At 67.9% G+C, this 17923-nt stretch carries 16 protein-coding genes; 5 read left to right on the top strand and 11 right to left on the bottom strand.

Going from position 1 to position 17923, the window contains the following annotated elements:
• Positions 1-248: 248 nt before the first annotated feature.
• The 5 genes from PHLH3_RS06390 to PHLH3_RS06410 all read right to left on the bottom strand — a co-directional run bounded on the left by PHLH3_RS06390 (position 249) and on the right by PHLH3_RS06410 (position 7162).
• Positions 249-1880 (bottom strand): methyl-accepting chemotaxis protein, encoded by a 1632-nt coding sequence (locus PHLH3_RS06390; RefSeq protein WP_213628603.1) that lies wholly within the window; start codon positions 1878-1880, stop codon positions 249-251.
• Positions 1881-1980: 100 nt separating this feature from the next.
• Positions 1981-3075, bottom strand: a complete 1095-nt coding sequence (locus tag PHLH3_RS06395) for a DUF1513 domain-containing protein (RefSeq protein ID WP_213628604.1) — start codon at positions 3073-3075, stop codon at positions 1981-1983.
• Position 3076: 1 nt separating this feature from the next.
• Positions 3077-4141: an imelysin family protein gene (locus tag PHLH3_RS06400; RefSeq protein ID WP_173179693.1), complete on the bottom strand. Its 1065-nt coding sequence runs from the start codon at positions 4139-4141 to the stop codon at positions 3077-3079.
• Between the two features lie 10 nt (positions 4142-4151).
• Entirely contained in the window at positions 4152-5579 is a 1428-nt protein-coding gene (locus PHLH3_RS06405) for a di-heme oxidoredictase family protein (protein WP_213628605.1), read from the bottom strand.
• A 245-nt stretch (positions 5580-5824) separates the two neighbouring features.
• On the bottom strand, positions 5825-7162 hold the full coding sequence (locus PHLH3_RS06410; RefSeq protein ID WP_111263058.1) for an imelysin family protein: 1338 nt from the start codon (positions 7160-7162) through the stop codon (positions 5825-5827).
• 201 nt (positions 7163-7363) lie between these two features.
• Between PHLH3_RS06410 and PHLH3_RS06415 the strand changes: the two genes are divergently transcribed.
• A complete protein-coding gene (locus PHLH3_RS06415) occupies positions 7364-7936 on the top strand; it encodes a LemA family protein (protein WP_043241229.1) in 573 nt (190 codons plus the stop codon).
• Positions 7937-7965: 29 nt separating this feature from the next.
• The gene (locus tag PHLH3_RS06420) at positions 7966-8847 is read left to right on the top strand and encodes an E3 ubiquitin ligase family protein (RefSeq protein ID WP_244863056.1); all 882 of its coding nucleotides are present in this window, start codon (positions 7966-7968) and stop codon (positions 8845-8847) included.
• 170 nt (positions 8848-9017) lie between these two features.
• Here the strand turns inward: PHLH3_RS06420 and PHLH3_RS06425 are convergent, their stop codons facing one another.
• The 4 genes from PHLH3_RS06425 to PHLH3_RS06440 all read right to left on the bottom strand — a co-directional run bounded on the left by PHLH3_RS06425 (position 9018) and on the right by PHLH3_RS06440 (position 13271).
• The gene (locus tag PHLH3_RS06425; protein ID WP_213628607.1) at positions 9018-11084 is read right to left on the bottom strand and encodes a GGDEF domain-containing phosphodiesterase; all 2067 of its coding nucleotides are present in this window, start codon (positions 11082-11084) and stop codon (positions 9018-9020) included.
• Positions 11085-11470: 386 nt separating this feature from the next.
• Positions 11471-12052 (bottom strand): Fe-Mn family superoxide dismutase, encoded by a 582-nt coding sequence (locus PHLH3_RS06430; RefSeq protein WP_213628608.1) that lies wholly within the window; start codon positions 12050-12052, stop codon positions 11471-11473.
• 205 nt (positions 12053-12257) lie between these two features.
• The gene (locus tag PHLH3_RS06435; protein WP_213628609.1) at positions 12258-12860 is read right to left on the bottom strand and encodes a LysE/ArgO family amino acid transporter; all 603 of its coding nucleotides are present in this window, start codon (positions 12858-12860) and stop codon (positions 12258-12260) included.
• A 3-nt stretch (positions 12861-12863) separates the two neighbouring features.
• Positions 12864-13271: an ACT domain-containing protein gene (locus PHLH3_RS06440; RefSeq protein ID WP_213628610.1), complete on the bottom strand. Its 408-nt coding sequence runs from the start codon at positions 13269-13271 to the stop codon at positions 12864-12866.
• A 91-nt stretch (positions 13272-13362) separates the two neighbouring features.
• Between PHLH3_RS06440 and PHLH3_RS06445 the strand changes: the two genes are divergently transcribed.
• Positions 13363-14259, top strand: coding sequence for a LysR family transcriptional regulator ArgP (locus tag PHLH3_RS06445; protein ID WP_213630433.1), 897 nt, complete (start codon positions 13363-13365; stop codon positions 14257-14259).
• A 1-nt stretch (position 14260) separates the two neighbouring features.
• Here the strand turns inward: PHLH3_RS06445 and PHLH3_RS06450 are convergent, their stop codons facing one another.
• A complete protein-coding gene (locus PHLH3_RS06450; protein ID WP_213628611.1) occupies positions 14261-15319 on the bottom strand; it encodes a saccharopine dehydrogenase NADP-binding domain-containing protein in 1059 nt (352 codons plus the stop codon).
• Positions 15320-15495: 176 nt separating this feature from the next.
• Between PHLH3_RS06450 and PHLH3_RS06455 the strand changes: the two genes are divergently transcribed.
• Positions 15496-16485: an NAD-dependent epimerase/dehydratase family protein gene (locus PHLH3_RS06455; protein WP_213628612.1), complete on the top strand. Its 990-nt coding sequence runs from the start codon at positions 15496-15498 to the stop codon at positions 16483-16485.
• A gap of 6 nt (positions 16486-16491) precedes the next feature.
• On the opposite strand, the gene PHLH3_RS06460 is transcribed toward PHLH3_RS06455, so the two are convergent.
• On the bottom strand, positions 16492-16752 hold the full coding sequence (locus tag PHLH3_RS06460) for a hypothetical protein (RefSeq protein WP_111263068.1): 261 nt from the start codon (positions 16750-16752) through the stop codon (positions 16492-16494).
• Between the two features lie 315 nt (positions 16753-17067).
• On the opposite strand from PHLH3_RS06460, the gene PHLH3_RS06465 reads away from it, so the two are divergent.
• Positions 17068-17907, top strand: coding sequence for an ATPase (locus PHLH3_RS06465; RefSeq protein WP_213628613.1), 840 nt, complete (start codon positions 17068-17070; stop codon positions 17905-17907).
• Positions 17908-17923 lie beyond the last annotated feature (16 nt).

Consider the following 17923-nt stretch of genomic DNA (forward strand, 5'->3'; position numbering starts at 1 on the left):
GCGGAATTGCAAAAGTTTACATGCTGGCACGATGCCCATTCGGTGCCTTGCAGATCGCCGGAGATCGCTACGGATCGGTGCTTTTCAGTCGACACGAAAGGCGCCTGGGCGGGAAGGCCCGTTAAGCGCAGAAGGCAGCACAGCGGCGCCCTGGCTGCGGGCGGGTGCAACTCCGGGGAATCATGGGGGGCGGCAAGGGTGCCACCAGGCTGTGACGGAGAAGGCACGTCCATGTGCCGGGTGCGGTGTCAGGCGCTGAAGCGGCGGGTGACCTCGCTCAGGTCGCCGGAGAGTTCGTGCAGGCGGTTGCTGGCCGCCTCGGTGCGTTGCACGTTCTCGTTGTTGGTGACGGCGATGGCGGTGATTTCGGTGAGGTTGCGCGAGATGTCCTCGGCCACCGAGGTCTGCTCCTCCGCCGCCGTGGCGATCTGCCGGTTCATGTCGCGGATGGCCTCCACCGCGCCGGTGATGCGTTGCAGCATCGCGCCGGCCTCGGTCACCTGGGTGACGCTCTGCTCGCTGCGGCTCTGACCGCTTTCGATGGCGCGTACCGCGTTCACCGCGCCGGTCTGCACCGTGTCGATGATCTGGTGGATCTCGGCGGTGGATTCGGCGGTGCGCTGGGCGAGGGTCCGCACCTCGTCGGCGACCACCGCGAAGCCTCGGCCCTGCTCGCCGGCGCGGGCGGCCTCGATGGCGGCGTTGAGCGCCAGCAGGTTGGTCTGCTCGGCGATGCCGCGGATCACTTCCAGCACCTTGCTGATGCGGCCGCTGTCGTTCTCCAGGCGGCGGATCACCTCGGCAGTGGAGTCGATCTCGCCGCGCATGCCGGTGATGCTCTGGATGGTCGCCTGCATCACTCGCTCGCCCTGCTGGGCCGAGCTGTCGGCGTCGTCGGCGGCGCGCGCGGCATCGGCGGCATGGCGGGCCACCTCCTGGGCGGTGGCGGACATCTCGTGCATCGCCGTGGCCACCTGGTCGGTGCGCGAGAACTGCTCGCGGGTGCCGCCGGCCATTAGCGTGGCGATGGCGTTGAGCTCGCCGCTGGCGCTGTCCAGCTCGGCGGTGCTGTGCTTGAGGCGGTTGAAGGTGTCGGCGAGGAAGTCCCGCAGGATGTTCGCCGAGTTGGCCAGGCGCCCCAGTTCGTCGCGGCGGCTGCTGTCGACGCGCTCGCCGAAGTTGCCCTGGCTGAGGCGGCCGATGTGGTCGATCAGGGTGCGGATCGGATCGATCAGGCGACGGTTGATCAGCCAGATCGCCAGCAGGCCCACCAGCACGCTGGACACCAGCATCACCACCAGGCCGGTGGTCACGGTACTGGCGGCGCTGGCGCTGATCTCGGCGGACTGCTGTGTGCCGCGGTCATGCAACTGGGTGACCAGGGCGGTCATCTGCTCGCTGGCGGCGCGGTCGATGCCCTGCACCGCCTTGTCGCCCGCGGTCGGGTCGGCGCCGGCGGCGAGGAAGGTCTCGCGGCCTTTGCGGTAGGCCGCCCCCAGGGTCTGGTGCTCGCTGCGCAGGCGCTCCACCTGACTCTGCAGGCTGCTGTCGCCCTGCTCGCGGGCCTCGTTGACCAGCTTGCCGAGGATATCTTGGACCTTGCGCTCCTGATCCTCGAACTGGCCCCAGTACTTGGACAGGGCGGCCGGGTCCTTGCCGCGCAGCAGGACGTTCTTCCATTCCTGCACCTGGCCCTTGAATTCGACGTTCGCGCTGTCGACGAGGCTGGATGCCTCCAGCGTGCCACCTACCAGGGTGCGGTAGGACTGGATCCCTCCAGATAGAAAGTTGAAGCAGGTCAGGGCGATGACCAGGATCAGCAGCAGGCTGCCGCCCAGCAGCGCGAGGAGCTGACCTCGCAGGGAGTTTTGCAGGGACATGTAGTTACGCCTCAGGGACGTGGGAGGGAAGGGTTGGCTGGTGAAGTATAGGTCGGCCGCCGCGACCGTTCGTTGAGGTCGCGGCGACGAAATGCAGGTGTCAGGCGAGGTGCAGGTGGTTGTCCCAGAGCCCGGCGGGCAGTTGCAGAGGAGCGGCGGTGATCGTCGCCTTGCGGCAATCGTAGAAGCGGCAGCGGCCCTGGCCGGAGGTGACCACGAAACCGTCCTTCACCGCCCCGACGCCGGCGCAGTCGGGGAGCGGGGCGTCGAGGCGCACGGCGCCGCTGTCCAGGTCCCAGATGAAGAAACGGTTGCCGCGCGGGGCGGTCAGGGCCACCAGGCGCAGTTCGTCGTGGATGGCGACGCTGGCGGTGTACTGGGCCATCGACAGGCGTTGCTCGTCGGCCAGGGGGAAGGGCTGGAAGCGCTGGCCCGGGCGCTTGATCGCCAGCAGGTCGGCATGGTCGCCGGCATCGCCCATGTATTGCTGGCCGGCGACTATGGTGCCGTCGCTCGCGATGGCCAGGTGGCGCACGCTGTTCATCTGCTGGGGCAGGGTCTCGCGGCTGATCAGGCTGCCGTCGCGGCGCATCAGCACCAGGCTGGGCTCCATGGCATGGAGGTTCATCTCCACGCGGCTCTCGGCCTCGGTGCGGATGCCGCCGTTGGCGACCACGAAGGTCTCGCCGTCCGGCATCCAGGACACCTGGTGCGGCCCCAGGCCGTGGGTGGACAGCTCGCCCTGGAAGCTCAGCCGGCGGTCGGCGTAGGCATACACGCCGAGCAGGCCGCGACCGGGGTCGGTGGTGTCGTTGTCGGTGGTGTAGAGCCACTCGCCGCTCTTGTGGAACACGCCGTGCCCGTAGAAGTGGCGGTCCGGCTGCGAGCGCAGCGTCTGCAGCAGGCTGCCGTCGGTGAGGTCGATCAGGTAGCTCTCGGTGCCCGGGCGGCGGGCGACGAACAGGGCCACCGCCTCGCTGGGGTGTTCGACGATGTCGTGGCAGCGCTGCGCCACGCGGGTGGCGAACACCTGGGTGCCGTCGAGGCGGTAGCCGACGGCGTAGTGGCCGCCATCGGCATCGTCACGGGCGGAGAGCAGCAGCGGGTCGCGACCCTTGCGACTCAGGGTCCAGCCGCCCAGCGTCACGGCGCCGAGCAGGAGGCTGCCGAGGGCGAGTACCTGGCGGCGGAACATATCAGTCACCATCGTTGGCGTTGAAGCCGAGTTGCACGTTGAGGACGCGGGCCAGCTCGTTGGAGTGCAGGCGGTGCACCACGTCGAGGCTGTCGTAGAAGACGTTCAGTTGCTTGAGGCCTTCCTCGCTCTGCAGCAGCTTGCTCAGCGGCGGTTGCAGGGCGTCCAGCTTGGCGCGGGCGTCGGCGTAGGCGCCGTCGATCTTCTCGGCCAGGGCCTTCTGGTCGTCACCCAGCAGGCTGCGGAGGCCCTTGCCGTCGGCACCGTTCCACAGCTGCTCGGCGCTGAGCAGGCTGGCGCCCAGGCTGGCCAGGGAGGTGTCGCTGCGCCAGCCATCGGCCTGGTAGGGCTGCGGCTGGCTCTTGGCCTGGCGGCCCATGGGCGTGCCGAGCTTCTTCTTCAGGGTGTCCAGGGCGGTGACCTGGACACGCAGCAGCTCGGAGACGGCCTCGTGGGAGTCGGCGTAGCGCTGGTTGGGGAACTTGCTCAGTTGCTCGAGCATGCCGTCCTTGCTGTTCCAGGAGGCGAGGATCTCCTCGGCGAGGCTCTGCTGGCGCTGGCCGATGGCTTCCAGCAACGGGCAGTAGCGGGCCTTCTGCTCCTGGTCGGCGAGGTCCAGGTTGCTGTCGAAGAGGATGTATTCGTAGGCGGAGAGGCCCTGTACCACGACGCTGGACTTGGCCAGGCCGGCGGCGTCGATGTCGGGCTTGGCCTGGACCAGTTGCTCGACCTGGCGACCCACCAGGTTCTTCTTGTCCGGCCAGAACTGCACCTGCCAGGCGCGGTTGCCCTCGGCCAGGGGGCCGACCATCAGCGGTTGCAGCTCGGCCCAGGCCTTCTGCGCCGCGAGGAAGTCGGCACGGGCCTTGGCCAGGTCTTCCTTCCCGGAGCAGAACGCCAGCGCGCTGGCGGCCAGGGCGCGGTCGGCTTCCACCCAGCGGCTGTAGGTGGGCAGGATCACCTGCTTGGCCAGCGCGGCGGTGGCCTGGGCCTGCGGGTCCTGCGGGGCGCAGGCGCCCAGGGCCAGGGCGGCGAGGCTGGTGAAGAGCAGTTTGGGTCTGAACATGCAGGGCTCCTTAAAGGGAATTCAGGAATGCCAGCAGCGCGGCTCGCTGTCCAGCGTCATAGCGCATGACGGTCTGTTTCGCCGCCTCGGCCTCGCCGCCGTGCCAGAGGATGGCCTCGAGCAGGTTGCGGGCGCGCCCATCGTGGAGGAAACGGGTGTGGCCGTTGACCGCCTGGGTCAGGCCGATGCCCCAGAGGGGCGCGGTGCGCCAGTCGCGGCCGCCGGCCTGGAACTCGGGACGGCCGTCGGCCAGGCCTTCGCCCATGTCGTGCAGCAGCAGGTCGCTGTAGGGGCGGATCACCTGGTTGGCCAGCTCCGGCTCGGCGGCATCGCTGCCGGTGGTGAAGCTCGGTACGTGGCAGCCCTGGCAGCCGGCCTGGTGGAACAGGCCCTTGCCTTCGAGCACCAGCGGGTCGTTCACCTGGCGCCGCGCGGGCACCGCGAGGTTGCGGGCGTAGAACAGCACCAGGCGCAGGATGTTGTCGCTGACCTCGGGCACGCCGCCGTTGACGGCGGCCAGGCAGTCGACCTGGGCGGGCATGCAGTCGTCGCGGGGCAGCAGGCTGGTGGTCAGGCCCATGTCGCCGGAGAAGGCGTGGGCGTTCTGCTGGTTGAGGCTGGGCTGGCCGGCCTTCCAGCCGAAGCGGCCGAGCACGGTCTGGCCGGCGGCGTCGTCCCAGACCCGGTTGGCGCGGCCGACGATGCCGGCGGGCTTGTCCTTCGAGGCACCCGCGTTGGCGAGGATGGCGGATTCGGGAATGGCTTCCAGCAGGCCCAGGCCGATCATCGGCGGGGCGACGCGGGCGGAGAACATCGTCTGCGGGTGCAGGGGACCGTAGCCGAGCTGGGTGATCTCCAGGATCGGTTTCTGCAGCTCGACGCGGGTGCCGTCGGCGAGGGTCACCGGGACGGCTTCGTAGCGCATGCGCACCTTGCCTTCCGGGGCGACGCCGGGGATGGCCACGTCCTGCAGCTGGCCGCCGTAGACCGGTTCGGGCACCACCCCCAGGCGCTCCAGGGCCTGCTGGTGCTCGGCCTTGGCCTCGGCGGGAATCGACAGGCGCACGAGCATGGACACGGCGTTGACCGCGCCCGCTTCGGGCGGGTGGCCGCGGCCGTCCTTGATGTGGCAGTTCTGGCAGGCGTTGGTGTTGAACAGCGGGCCCAGGCCGTCACGTGCGGTGGTGGAGGAGGGCGCGATCACCCAGGGATTGCGGAAGAAGCTGTTGCCGACGCTGAAGTCCAGGCGGCGGCTCGGCGGCAGGTTGGCCGAGGGCAGCGAGAAGGCATTGCGATCACTCTGCTCGACCGTGGTGGCGCCGCCGGAAAGGTGCTCGCCCGGCTCGGCCCGGGTGAAGCGTGGCGTGTCGTCGCAAGCGCCCAGGCCAAGTGCTAGCAGCAGGGGAAATGCGCGGCGAAAGGCCGATGAGGCGGGCATTGGAGGGTCCGGTCGGCTGAAAACAGGCGGGCAATGTTAGCAGGCGAAGGATCATTAAATAAGAGGGATTTGCGTTTGCCTCTAGGGTCCTTCCGAGGCTGGCGCGGGTGCGTCAAAAAGGCCGGGGCGAGGGCCGGAGCCCGCATGTGGAGCGGTCGGCAGGCGCGCTCGTCATGGCTGCCTGACGCGCACAAAAAAGCGGATGCGGCGTTGCGCCGCATCCGCTTGGCGGGTTACCGGGGCGATCAGAACTCGTGATCGGCGTTGTCCGGTTTCAGGTCGCTGATGCCCAGCTTGCCGGCGGCCTGCTCGATGGCACCGGTCTGCTTGACCAGGGCGGCGATGGCGTCACGGACGATCTGGTTGCCTTCGGCGTTGTCCGGGGCGATCAGTTGGTCGAAGTGCACGCCCTTGTCGGCGCTGTCCACCAGCACTTGCAGCTTGGCTTCGGTGGCTTCCAGGTCGGCCTTCAGGGTGGCGTCGGTCGCGGCGTCGATCTTGGCCACCAGGGAGGACAGGCTCGGGCCGGTCAGGGTGGTGCCGTCGACCTTCTTGTACTCGCCCAGGTACACGTTGCGGATGCCCTTGCCGTTGTAGAAGTGCGAGTTGTGGGTGTTGTCGCTGAAGCAGTCGTGCTCGTCCTCGGGCGAGTTGGCTTCCAGGGCGACCTTCATGCGCTCGCCGGCCAGTTCGCCCAGGGACAGGCTGCCCATGCCGAACAGCATCTTGCGCAGGCCGGATTCGGCAGGCTCGGCTTCCAGCTTGGCGCGGTAGTTGTCGGCGACGCCGGCTTTCCACTGGCCGACCATGTATTCCAGGTCGCTGACCAGCAGGTCGGTGGCGGCCTTCAGGTAGGCGGCGCGGCGGTCGCAGTTGCCGCCGGTGCAGTCCTTGCCCTGGGCGTAGTCGGTGGCCGGGCGGTTGCCGGCGCCCGGGCCGGTGCCGTTCAGGTCCTGGCCCCAGAGGAGGAATTCGATGGCGTGGTAGCCGGTGGCGACGTTGGCTTCGGAGCCGCCCAGCTCGTTGAGGCTGGAGAGCTTCTCGCCGGTGATCTCGGTGACGTCGATCTTGTCTTCGCCGACCTGGATTTCCTTGTTGGCGATGATGTTGGCGGTGGCGCCCGGGTTGCCCAGCGCGTGCTGGTAGTCCTTGGCGACGTAGTCGATCAGGCCCTCGTCCAGCGGCCAGGCGTTGAGGCCGCCTTCCCAGTCGTCGACGACGGCGTTGCCGAAGCGGAAGACTTCGCTCTGCATGTACGGGGTGCGGGCGGCCAGCCAGGCTTCACGGGCGGCTTTCAGGGTGTCGTCGCCAGGCTTGGCGATAAAGGCGTCGACGGCTTTCTGCAGGTCGACGGCGGTGCTGTGGGCGTCGCTGAAGACGGCCAGGGCCAGGTCGGCGTAGTGCTTGACCACGGCCTTGGCGGCGGCTTCATCGACTTTCGCTACGGTCGCGGCTGGGGTGCTGCTGGCGGCTGCGGGAGCGGCGGCTTGCGGTGCTGCGGCCTTGTCCTTGTCGTCGCCGCAACCGGCGAGGGTGATGGCGATGGCAAGCAGGCTGGCAGTAGCCAGGGGCATACGACTCATGGCGAATTCCTTTGCGTGTTGTGGGGGACGTGGCGCAATTGCGCCCGAGAAACCGCGACATAATGCGAAAGATTTGCATTTTTGAAAAGGCCCGATGCACCGTCCCCTGGATGCGGGATGTGCCCGTCGTCTCTATGCGCCAGCCGGGCTGACGTTAGAATGCCAGCAGTCAAGTTCCACCGAAGCCAAGGAGTCGCTCGCATGTCCCTGACCAGTGTTGCCCTGATCGTCGCTGCCCTGCTGGTCGCCGCTTACGCGGTGACGCTCTACAACGCCCTGGTGCGCCTCAAGCACGGGGTGACCAAGGCCTGGTCGAACATCGAGGTGCTGCTCAAGCAACGCCACGACGAGCTGCCCAAGCTGGTGGAAACCTGCAAGCAGTACATGCAGCACGAGCGCACCACCCTGGAGAACGTCATCGCCGCCCGCAACGCCGTGGCCAGTGCCCGCGAGCGTGGCGACGTCGGTGCCCTGGGCCAGGCCGAGAGCGGCCTGCGCGCGGGCCTCGGCCAGCTCTTCGCCCTGGCGGAGAACTACCCGCAGCTCAAGGCCAACGAAAGCTTCCAGTTCCTCCAGCAGCGCATCAGCGGGCTGGAGAACGGTATCGCCGACCGTCGCGAGCTCTACAACGAGGCGGTGAACCTCAACAACGTGCGCATCGAGCAGTTCCCCGACGTGCTGCTGGCTCGCCTGTTCGGCTTCAAGCCCGCCGAGCTGCTGGTGTTCAGCGAGGCCGAGAAAGCCGACGTCGACCTCAAGTCGCTGTTCAACTGATGGCCGGCGGTGATGCCGCCGGGCTCGCGATGAGCCTGGCCTTCAGCCTCGGTGCCTTCTTCGGCGGCGGGTGGTGGTGCATCAAGCGCCTGTCCGAGGCGCGCTTCCTGCTGGACACGCCGACCTCGAAGATCCGCTCCGCCGCCCAGGGCTATGTGGAGCTCTACGGCGTGCTCCAGGAATCCACCCTCGGCCAGCTGCAGGCGCCGCTCACCGGCAAGCCCTGCCTGTGGTGGCGCTTCCGGATCGAGGAGTATCAGGAGAGTGGCAAGAACAAGAGCTGGCGGGTGATCGAAAGCGGCACCAGCGACCAGTGGCTGCAACTGGGCGATGGCACCGGCGATTGCCTGATCGACCCGCGTGGCGCCGAAGTGCGCCCCTCCACCCGCGAGGTGTGGAAGGGCAACCAGCGCCACCCGCGCAATGGCGCGGCTCCGGCCGGGTTCTTCGGCATGCTGCTGGGGGGCGGTGAATACCGTTACACCGAGGAGCGCCTGCACCTCGGCGGCCCGCTCTACGCCATCGGTGATTTCCATACCGCCGGCGCGGGGCACCAGGGCTTCGATGGCTCGGCGGCTCAGGGCGCGGTGATCCGTGAATGGAAGAGCGATTTCGCCGGGCTGCTGCGGCGTTTCGACAGCAACGGCGATGGCCAGTTGGACGAGGCCGAGTGGAACCGCGTGCGCCTCGCCGCCCAGCTGGAGGCCGAGGACCGCCACCGTTCCACCAGCGCGGCACCTGCGGTGAACCACCTGCGCAAGCCGGGCGAGTCGCGGCCCTTCCTGCTTTCCAGCCATGGCGAGGACGTGCTGGCGCGCTCCTTCTACTGGCAGGCCCTGGGGGGTGGACTGGTGTGCATCGCTGGAGCGGTGGGCACCGTGTACCTGTTGCAGGTGACGGGGCTGATGTGACGCCTCGCGCCCTTGCGTTGGGCCTCGCTGCGCTTGGCACCAACCTACGCGCCAATCTGTCTGTCGACCCTGTCCCGTAGCCCGGGCTTCAGCCCGGGAAGGGCGCGCATGAACACGAACCACAGCCATGAAGAAGCCCGCCTTCGAGGCGGGCTTTTTCATTTCCGGGTTCAGAGCGTCGCGGGGTTGGAGGCGGCGTTGGTCAGGCGGCGCGCCTGCTTGAGGTAGCCGGTGAGCTCGCGGGCGGGCAGGGGCTTGCTGTACAGGTAGCCCTGACCCTCGTTGCAACCCTGGGAGATGATGTACGCCTCCTGCTCCTGGGTCTCCACGCCTTCGGCGATCACCTGCATGCCCAGGCTGCGGGCGAGCTGGATGATGGCGCGCACGATGGTGGCGTCGTCCTCGTCCTCGAGCACGTCCTGGACGAAGCTCTTGTCGATCTTGATCTTGTCCAGCGGCAGGCTCTTCAAGTAGCTCAGCGAGGAGTAGCCGGTCCCGAAGTCGTCGATCGCGATCAGTGCGCCGGAGCGGCGCAGGCTCAGCAGGTGCTGGGCGGCGGTGGAGATGTCCTCCATCAGGCCGGTCTCGGTGACTTCCACTTCCAGGCTGCGCGGCGGCAGGCGGTAGACCTGCAGCAGGTTGTTGACCACCCGCGGCAGCTCGGCGTGGTGCAACTGCACGGTGGAGAGGTTGATGGCCATGCGCAGCTCGCTGAAGCCCTGGTCGTGCCATTCGCGCAACTGGCGGCAGGCCTGGTCGAGCACCCATTCACCGATGGGGATGATGGAGCCGTTCTGCTCGGCCAGGGGGATGAACAGGTCCGGCGGCACGAAGCCATGCTGCGGGTGCTGCCAGCGCAGCAGCGCCTCGACGCCGACCACGCGGTGGTCGCGGTAGTCGACCTGGGGCTGGTAGACCAGGTGCAGCTCGTTGCGGGTGAGGGCTTCGCGCAGGTCCTTCTCCAGCTCGCGGCGGCGACGCATCTCGCTGTCGACGCTGGCGATGTAGAACTGGTAGCGGTTGCGCGAGCGGCTCTTGGCCAGGGTCATGGTCTGTTCGGCTTTCTGCAGCAGCTTCTCGGTGCTGTCGCCGTCTTCCGGGAACAGGGTGATGCCGATGGTGGCGCGCAGGCGCACTTCCTGCTGCTCCAGGGCGAAGGGCGCCTCAAGGTCGTCGAGCACGCTCTGGGCCAGTTCGGCCGCTTCATAAGGCTGCTCGATATCGGCCTGGACCAGGGCGAACTGGTCGCCCCCCAGGCGGGCCAGCGCGCCGAGCCGGCCGCTGTGGCCGCGCAGGCGGTCGGCGAGGGCGATCAGCAACTGGTCGCCTGTCTGGTAGCTGAACTGTTCGTTGACGCCCTTGAAATCGTCCAGCCCCACGCAGAGCACGGCGACGCGGCGCTGCAGGCGGCCGGCATCATCGAGGATCTGGTCCAGCTGCTGCTGCAGCTGCTGGCGGTTGGGCAGGCCCGTGAGGAAGTCGTACTGGGCCATTCGCAGCAGGCTGTTTTCCGCTTCCCGGCGCAGGTGGGTGTTGCGCTCGATGGAGGCCAGCAACTCGTTGGCGGTGTTTATCCACAGCCCCAGTTCGTTCTTCTCGTTGCCCTTGAGCATGGGCAGCTTGTGTTCGCTGGGGCGGTCCGGGTTGATGTTGGTGAGGTGCTCGATGATCTTCGACAGCGGCTTGGTCAGCAGCCAGTGGTAGACCGAGTAGAGCACCAGGCCCATGGCCAGGGCGCGCAATACGCCGGAGACGAAGATGATCACCGAGCTGATGACGAAGTCCTCGCCGTAGGGCGCGGTGTCCAGGGTGATGTTGAGGTCGCCGTAGTACTCGCTGTACGGGCCGCGGCCCACCAGTTGGGTGGTGAAGTTCTGTTCCTTGCCGAGGATCGCGTCGGTGAGCCAGCGCGTCGGCAGCTCCATCAGCGGGCGGGATTTCTCGGCGAGCATCGGCTCGTTGGGGTGGCCGATGGCGGCGAAGCGGACCGACTCGTGCTGGAACAGGCCCTCGATGACCTGCATGCCCATCTCCCGGTCGAGGCTGTAGACGGCCTGGGTCGAGGGGTCGCGGAACATGCCGAGGATGCGATGGGCGTCGTTGGCCACCGCCTGCCGTGTCTTGTAGACGTCGAACACTATCTGCGCGCAGCTCAGCACTACACCGACCACCAGCGCGGACATCAGCACCACGCGGAGCAACTTCAGTGACAAGCTGTGTTTGAGATCCAGCTTCAAGTAGGGATTCCTTGTTCGATGCCGGTAGGCGTCAGACCGCTTGAGTATTGGCAAACACGAGATAGCCGTCAAAGGGCCATTACGCAAATGCGGGTATTTTCACCTTGCCCGGTCCTCTACCGGCGCATGGGCGGACGAACCTTGTCCCATCCCGCACTGTGTCGGTGCACATCCTCCCTACTTGAATGCCGTTCGACGGATTTATTCTGGCACAGCCTGGGCCAATGCCTTGGCGAGCCGGCGGACGGCGCGTCCCACAGGCCCGGCTGCGCGCCGTCTAGCGCCCATGGCCCTGCAAGCTTCGCACCGGGGCGCGTCCGCGCCGGACGCGCAAATGAAAAGACCCGGCACTAGGGCCGGGTCTTTTCGTGGAGCTGGAGCGGGTCTCAGGCAGCGTAGTTCTTGGCTACGAAGTCCCAGTTGACCAGGTTCCAGAATGCCTCGACGTACTTCGGACGCAGGTTGCGGTAGTCGATGTAGTAGGCGTGTTCCCAGACGTCGCAGGTCAGCAGCGGAGTGTCGCCGCTGGTCAGCGGGCAGCCGGCACCGATGGTGCTGGCCAGGGCCAGGGAGCCGTCGGCCTTCTTCACCAGCCAGCCCCAGCCGGAGCCGAAGGTGCCGATGGAGGTCTTGCTGAACTCTTCCTTGAACTTGTCGAAGGAACCGAAGGCAGCGTTGATGGCGTCAGCCAGGGCGCCGGTGGGCTGGCCACCGCCGTTGGGGCTCAGGCAGTTCCAGTAGAAGGTGTGGTTCCACACCTGGGCGGCGTTGTTGAAGATGCCGCCCGACGAGGTCTTGACGATCTCTTCCAGGCTCTTGCCTTCGAACTCGGTGCCCGGAACCAGGTTGTTCAGGTTCACGACATAGGTGTTGTGGTGCTTGTCGTGGTGGACTTCCAGGGTCTCGGCGGAAATGTGCGGCTCGAGGGCATTCTTCTCGTACGGCAGCGGCGGCAATTCGAAAGCCATGTCTATCTCCTTCATCAGGTCTGGATTTGTGCGCGAGGCGCGGGGCCGTTCACGGGCGGCCGGTAGGCGGCTGCGAGTTTGTACTCTTTTTTGCCGCGAAGCCCGGATCATAGCATCGGCCCTGCGGCATAACCACGCAGCAAACGTGTGGAAATCGCGGCGCCAGGGCCTTTGCATCGTGCCTGACGGGTTCGACAAGGCGTGCTCAGAGACCGTTCAGCAATTGTGCGGCCATGGCGAACATCATCAGTGCCACGCCGAAGTCGAGCAGGCGCCAGGTGGCTGGCCTGGCCAGCCAGGGCGCCAGCCAGGCGGCGCCCAGGGCCAGGGCGAAGAACCAGATCAGCGAGGCGCTGGCGGCGCCCAGGGCGTAGGCACCGGGCACCGGCTGCTGGGCGCCCAGGGAGCCGATCAGCAGCACCGTGTCCAGGTACACGTGGGGGTTGAGCAGGGTCACCGCCAGGGCCGCCAGCAGCACCGCCTTGCGTGAGCGCGGGCCGGCGTTTGCCGCCTGGCCCAGCGTCTGCGGGGCGAGCGCCCGGAGCAGCGCCTTGGCGCCGTACCAGCTGAGGAAGGCGATGCCGCCCCAGCGCGCGACGGCCAGCAGCGTCGGGTTCTGAGCCAGCAGCGTGGCCAGGCCGAAGACCCCGGCGCAGACCAGCACCGCATCGCACAGCACGCAGAGCGCGGCCACCGGCAAGTGGTGCTCGCGGCGCAGGCTCTGGGCCAGGACGAAGGCGTTCTGCGCGCCGATGGCGATGATCAGCCCCGCCGCCACCAGCATCCCGTTGAGGTAGCTCTGCCACATGGCTCAGGCCTCCCCGGCGCTGGCGGCCAGCGCCCGCAGGGTGGAGAGGGCGCGTTCGGCATCGCTGCGGGCGACGAACAGGTGGTCGTGGTAATAGCCGGCGATGACGTTGCAGCTGACGCCGGCCTGGGCGAGGGCGCCGGCGAAGGCGGCGGTGAGGCCGACGGCGGCCAGCGAGGAATGCACCTCCAGGGTGATCCAGGCGGCTACGTAGTCGTAGGCCAGGCCGAGACGGTCGGCGTCCTCGCGGGCCAGGATCACGGTCAGTCCCTCGCGCTCGCGGAAGCTGCCGACGGCCTCGCAGCCTTGCAGCGCGCGGGTTTCGTCGAGGGTGCAGAACACGTAGTCGCCCTCGTTCAGGTGCGGGGACATGCTGCGGATCAGCAGTGCGAGGGAGGTTTCGCCGGCCATGGAGGGGGTCCTGTTCGAGGGGGAGATGTGGCGATTCTGCGGAGGAGGCGTGTATAAGAAAAACAAATCATGCTGATCCCCTATTAGGAAAATCGATTTGTTCGACTACAAGTTGCTGGCCGCCCTGGCGGCGGTGGTGGAGCAGGGCGGCTTCGAGCGCGCTGCACAGGTACTCGGCCTGTCGCAGTCGGCGGTGTCCCAGCGCATCAAGCTGCTGGAGGCGCGGGTCGGCCAGCCGGTGCTGGTGCGCGCCACGCCGCCCACCTCGACCGAGATCGGCACCCGCCTGCTCAACCACGTGCAGCAGGTGCGCCTGCTGGAGCGCGACCTGCAGTCCCAGGTGCCGGCCCTGGACGAAGGTGGCCCCCGCGAGCGCCTGCGCATCGCCATCAACGCCGACACCCTGGCCACCTGGTGGGCGCGGGCGGTGGCGGACTTCTGCTCGCGCCACGAGGTGCTGATGGACCTGGTGGTGGAGGACCAGGACGTCGGCCTCAAGCGCATGCGTGCCGGCGAGGTGGCGGGGTGCGTATGCGGTGCCGAGCGGCCGGTGGCCGGGGCGCGCAGCATTCCCCTGGGCGCCATGCGCTATCGCGCGCTGGCCAGCCCGGCCTTCATCGCCCGGCACTTCGCCGAGGGCGTCACCCCGGCGGCGCTGGCCCGGTCGCCTTCCATCGTCTACGGGCCCGACGACCTGCTCCAGCACCGCTACATGGAGTCATTGGGCATCGCCGGCAGCTTCCCCCATCACCTCTGCCCGTCGTCCGAGGGCTTCGTGCGTCTCACCGAAGGCGGCCTGGGCTGGGGGCTGGTGCCCGAGCACCAGGTGGAAGGCCAGCTGGCGCGGGGGGAGCTGCGCGAGCTGATTCCCGGGCGCCCCATCGACGTGCCGCTCTACTGGCATCACTGGCGCCACGGCGGCGAGCTGCTCGCCCAGCTCACCGAGCACCTGGCCCACGCCGGTGCCCGCTGGCTGGTGCAGGCCTGATTCAGGCGATGCGGATGCGCCCGCTGCCCGGCAACTGCTCCACGCAGCGCTCGCCGAACAGCTGCGACGGCGTGCGGTAGCCCCCGGGCCCGTTGTAGGCGAGCAGGTGGCGCACGGCGAGCAGCACGCCGTGGACGGTGACCTCGTAGCCGTTGGCCGTTTCCAGGTGCGCGGTGCGGGTTTCCCCGGCGGCGTTGCGTGCCTCGCCCCAGACCCAGGTGCGCAGGCGTTCACGGGTGGCCTGGTCGGGGCCGCGCACGCGCTTGTCCACCTGGCCCTTCAGCCACTTCTGCGCCGCCGCGCCGCCCAGCAGGCCGCGCAGCGGGTCGATCAGGCGCATGCCCAGGGCCGCCGCCGGTGGTGCCGGCAGGTAGACCTCGATATTGGGGATGCCCGTGGAGTAATAGGCCGTGGCCACATCGCCCCAGGGGATGGTCACCGCGTTCTTCTCGCCACGGCCGAAGTCGATGCGTCGCTGGCGGTAGCCCAGGGGCACCCTGACGCGTTCGCCATCCCGGCGTACCTGCCCGCCCAGGCGCAGCCCCTCCACCGAGGTCTTGGCGGTGCCCGGCGACAGGCCGCTGCCGGTGTCGAAGCCCAGCGCCAGGTGGCTGGCATCCGGCAGCGCCTGCTTCAGGCAGGCCGCCACGCAATCGGTGGGAATGACGTCGAAGCCGACGCCCGGGCAGATCACCAGGGCCGCTTCCCTGGCCAGCAGGTCGTAGGCACGGGCCTGCTCGAACACGGCGATCTCGCCGGTGATGTCGACGTAGTGACTGGCGCTGGCCAGGCATGCCTCGATCATCGGCGCGCTGGTGGCGGAGAAGGGGCCGGCGCAATGGGCCACGACCGTCACCCCCGCGATTGCCGCACGGCTGGCCAGCGGGTCGGCCAGGTCGAAGGTGCGGGCAGGCAGCGACAGCTCGGCGGCGACGCGCTCCACCTCCTGCGCGTTGCGCCCGGCCAGTATGGGCGCCAGTCCCTGGCGCACCGCTTCGGCGGCTACCAGCCGGCCGGTGTAGCCGTTGGCGCCGTAGATCATCCAGGCTGAATCGCCCATGCCGTATCTCCTCGTTGACGTGGTCGACAAGACTAGCCGTCTCTTCGCCACGTGATGCCGGACCTAGGTTGGGCGTCTTGGCTTTCAAGGTCGGGCCGCTGGCTCGCGACGCCACGGCGCCGCCTGGCCCGCGCTGCTAGAGTCGCAGGCATGACGAGAACACCGGGGGATGAGCAATGAAGATTCTGGTAACGGGGGCGAGCGGCTTCATCGGCGGGCGCTTCGCTCGCTTCGCGCTGGAGCAGGGCCTGGCGGTGCGGATCAATGGCCGTCGCCCCGAAGCGGTGGAGCACCTGGTGCGGCGCGGCGCTGAATTCGTCCAGGGCGACCTGGCCGACCCTAAGCTGGCGCTGGCCCTTTGCGACGACGTCGAGGCCGTGGTGCATTGCGCCGGCGCGGTGGGGGTCTGGGGTAGCTACCAGCATTTCTACCAGGCCAACGTCGAAGTCACCGAGAACATGGTCGAAGCCTGCCTGAAGCGGAAGGTGCGGCGCCTGGTGCACCTGTCCTCGCCTTCCATCTATTTCGACGGTCGCTCCCATGTGGGCATCCGCGAGGAGCAGGTGCCCAAGCGCTTTTCCGACCACTACGGCGCCACCAAGTACCTGGCCGAGCAGAAGGTGTTCGCCGCCGAGGAATTCGGCCTGGAAGTGATCGCCTTCCGCCCGCGCTTCGTCACCGGGGCCGGCGACACCAGCATCTTCCCGCGGCTGATCGAGATGCAGCGCAAGGGTCGCCTGGCGATCATCGGCAACGGCCTGAACAAGGTGGACTTCACCAGCGTGCACAACCTCAACGAGGTGTTGCTGAGCGGCCTGCTGGCGGCGGGGCCGGCGCTGGGCAAGGTGTACAACATCAGCAACGGCCAGCCGGTGCCGCTGTGGGACGTGGTCAACTACGTGCTGCGCCGCCTCGACCTGCCGCCGGTGGACCGGCACGTGCCCTTCGGCATCGCCCACGCGGCGGCGACTATCAACGAGACCGTCTGCAAGCTGCTGCCGGGGCGCCCGGAACCTTCGCTGTTCCGCCTCGGCGTGGCGGTGATGGCGCGGGATTTCTCCCTCGACATCAGCCGTGCACGGCAGTACCTGGAGTACGACCCCGCGGCCAGCGTCTGGTCGGCACTGGACGAGTTCTGCACCTGGTGGAAGGCCCAGCAGTCCTGAGGCGGCTCAGCCGCGCAGCGGGCCGGCGTACTGGGTGTACTTGCGGATCAGCTCTTCCTCGCTCAGCTCCTTCTTCACGCGGATGCCGGTGAGTTCGCTGAGCCGTTCGCCCAGGCTGATGATGCTGTCCTGTCGCGACTCGGCGCAGGCCTTGAGCATCGACTGGATGGCGTCGGGCTGGCTGAGACGGATGTCCAGCGCCTGCTCCTCGCGAATCTGCCGACGCAGGGTTTGCATGCAGTCCAGTACGGCTTTGGTCAGTTCCACGCGTAATCCCCCCATGATCAGAAGAGAGCTCCGTCCGTCTCTTCCCGGATCGGCGGAGCGCGTCGGGCCCCCACTGCACGGGCCCGCCAGGCTGAGGCGCCCCCAAGACGCCCTATGGGGTGATTAGCAAGGTGCGTACCAGTTCACGTATTCAGGAACCCTGGGGCCTGCAGCGGGTCGATCGACCGTGCGTCGCCCCGTGGCGGTGCGAAATCGCACCAGCTTGGCGCGACGCTGATGCCGCCCGAGCGAAACGGTATACTGGCGCACTTGTGGCCAGCCGCGGCCCTTAGCGCTCTCTTCCGAAGGTCAACCATGCGTAACGATGCTCTCGATGAACTGGACGATGTCCCCAGCCTGACCACCGACTCCCGGGATCGCGACGCGTACGGCCACCATGGCCACGCCGCCCACGCCCAGCCCGGCCATGCGGGCCACGGCCATGCAGCGGCGGTCAAGGTGCCCAGCACCGGCCCGCTGTGGGCGTTGATCGGCGCGCTGCTGATCGCTTTCTGCGGCCTCGGCTGGTGGAGCTTCCAGCAGATCTCGCTGATGGAGCAGCAACTGGTCGCTACCCAGGAGAGCTTCGCCCGCATCAGCGAGGAAGCCGCCGGTCGCATCCAGGACATCAGCGGCAAGGTGGTCGCCACCGAATCCAACGTCACCAGCGGCAGCGAGTCGCTGAAGCTCGAGCTCAAGCAACTGCAGGGCAAGGTCGCCGAACTGGTCAAGCAGCAGCAGAGCCTCAACACCCAGATCGGCGGCCAGGGCAAGCGTGTCGACCAGATCGCCGCCGACCTCAAGGCCCAGGAGGGCACCGCCGGCCAGCTCGATGGCCGCCTCAAGGGCCTGGCGGACGAGCAGGGCAAGCTCAAGGCTGCCCAGGGCGATTCCTCCAAGGTCGACGAGCGCCTGAAGGCCCTCTCCGCTGAAGTCGACGCGCTGAAGAAGCAGGGCAACCCCAACCAGGCGATCAAGAGCCTGGAACAGGACCTGCTGGTGCTGCGCAGCGAACTGGACAACCGCCCGGCACCGGCCCAGAACGTGGGCGGCAACACCGCCGAGTTCGACGCCTTCCGCGCACAGATGACCCGCAACATCAGCACCCTGCAAAGCCAGGTGCAGAACCTGCAGCAGCAGATCAACGCCCGCTGATCCCTGCCGCCATGAA

It is taken from the genome of Pseudomonas sp. Pc102, from assembly GCF_018408275.1.
Classification (GTDB): domain Bacteria; phylum Pseudomonadota; class Gammaproteobacteria; order Pseudomonadales; family Pseudomonadaceae; genus Metapseudomonas; species Metapseudomonas tohonis.

Excerpts from the sequence above, each read along its gene's own strand:
- PHLH3_RS06390 (WP_213628603.1), bottom strand. The coding sequence starts at position 1,880 with ATGTCCCTGCAAAACTCCCTGCGAGGTCAGCTCCTCGCGCTGCTGGGC.
- PHLH3_RS06395 (WP_213628604.1), bottom strand. The coding sequence starts at position 3,075 with ATGTTCCGCCGCCAGGTACTCGCCCTCGGCAGCCTCCTGCTCGGCGCC.
- PHLH3_RS06400 (WP_173179693.1), bottom strand. The coding sequence starts at position 4,141 with ATGTTCAGACCCAAACTGCTCTTCACCAGCCTCGCCGCCCTGGCCCTG.
- PHLH3_RS06405 (WP_213628605.1), bottom strand. The coding sequence starts at position 5,579 with ATGCCCGCCTCATCGGCCTTTCGCCGCGCATTTCCCCTGCTGCTAGCA.
- PHLH3_RS06410 (WP_111263058.1), bottom strand. The coding sequence starts at position 7,162 with ATGAGTCGTATGCCCCTGGCTACTGCCAGCCTGCTTGCCATCGCCATC.
- PHLH3_RS06415 (WP_043241229.1), top strand. The coding sequence starts at position 7,364 with ATGTCCCTGACCAGTGTTGCCCTGATCGTCGCTGCCCTGCTGGTCGCC.
- PHLH3_RS06420 (WP_244863056.1), top strand. The coding sequence starts at position 7,966 with ATGAGCCTGGCCTTCAGCCTCGGTGCCTTCTTCGGCGGCGGGTGGTGG.
- PHLH3_RS06430 (WP_213628608.1), bottom strand. The coding sequence starts at position 12,052 with ATGGCTTTCGAATTGCCGCCGCTGCCGTACGAGAAGAATGCCCTCGAG.
- PHLH3_RS06435 (WP_213628609.1), bottom strand. The coding sequence starts at position 12,860 with ATGTGGCAGAGCTACCTCAACGGGATGCTGGTGGCGGCGGGGCTGATC.
- PHLH3_RS06440 (WP_213628610.1), bottom strand. The coding sequence starts at position 13,271 with ATGGCCGGCGAAACCTCCCTCGCACTGCTGATCCGCAGCATGTCCCCG.
- PHLH3_RS06450 (WP_213628611.1), bottom strand. The coding sequence starts at position 15,319 with ATGGGCGATTCAGCCTGGATGATCTACGGCGCCAACGGCTACACCGGC.
- PHLH3_RS06455 (WP_213628612.1), top strand. The coding sequence starts at position 15,496 with ATGAAGATTCTGGTAACGGGGGCGAGCGGCTTCATCGGCGGGCGCTTC.
- PHLH3_RS06465 (WP_213628613.1), top strand. The coding sequence starts at position 17,068 with ATGCGTAACGATGCTCTCGATGAACTGGACGATGTCCCCAGCCTGACC.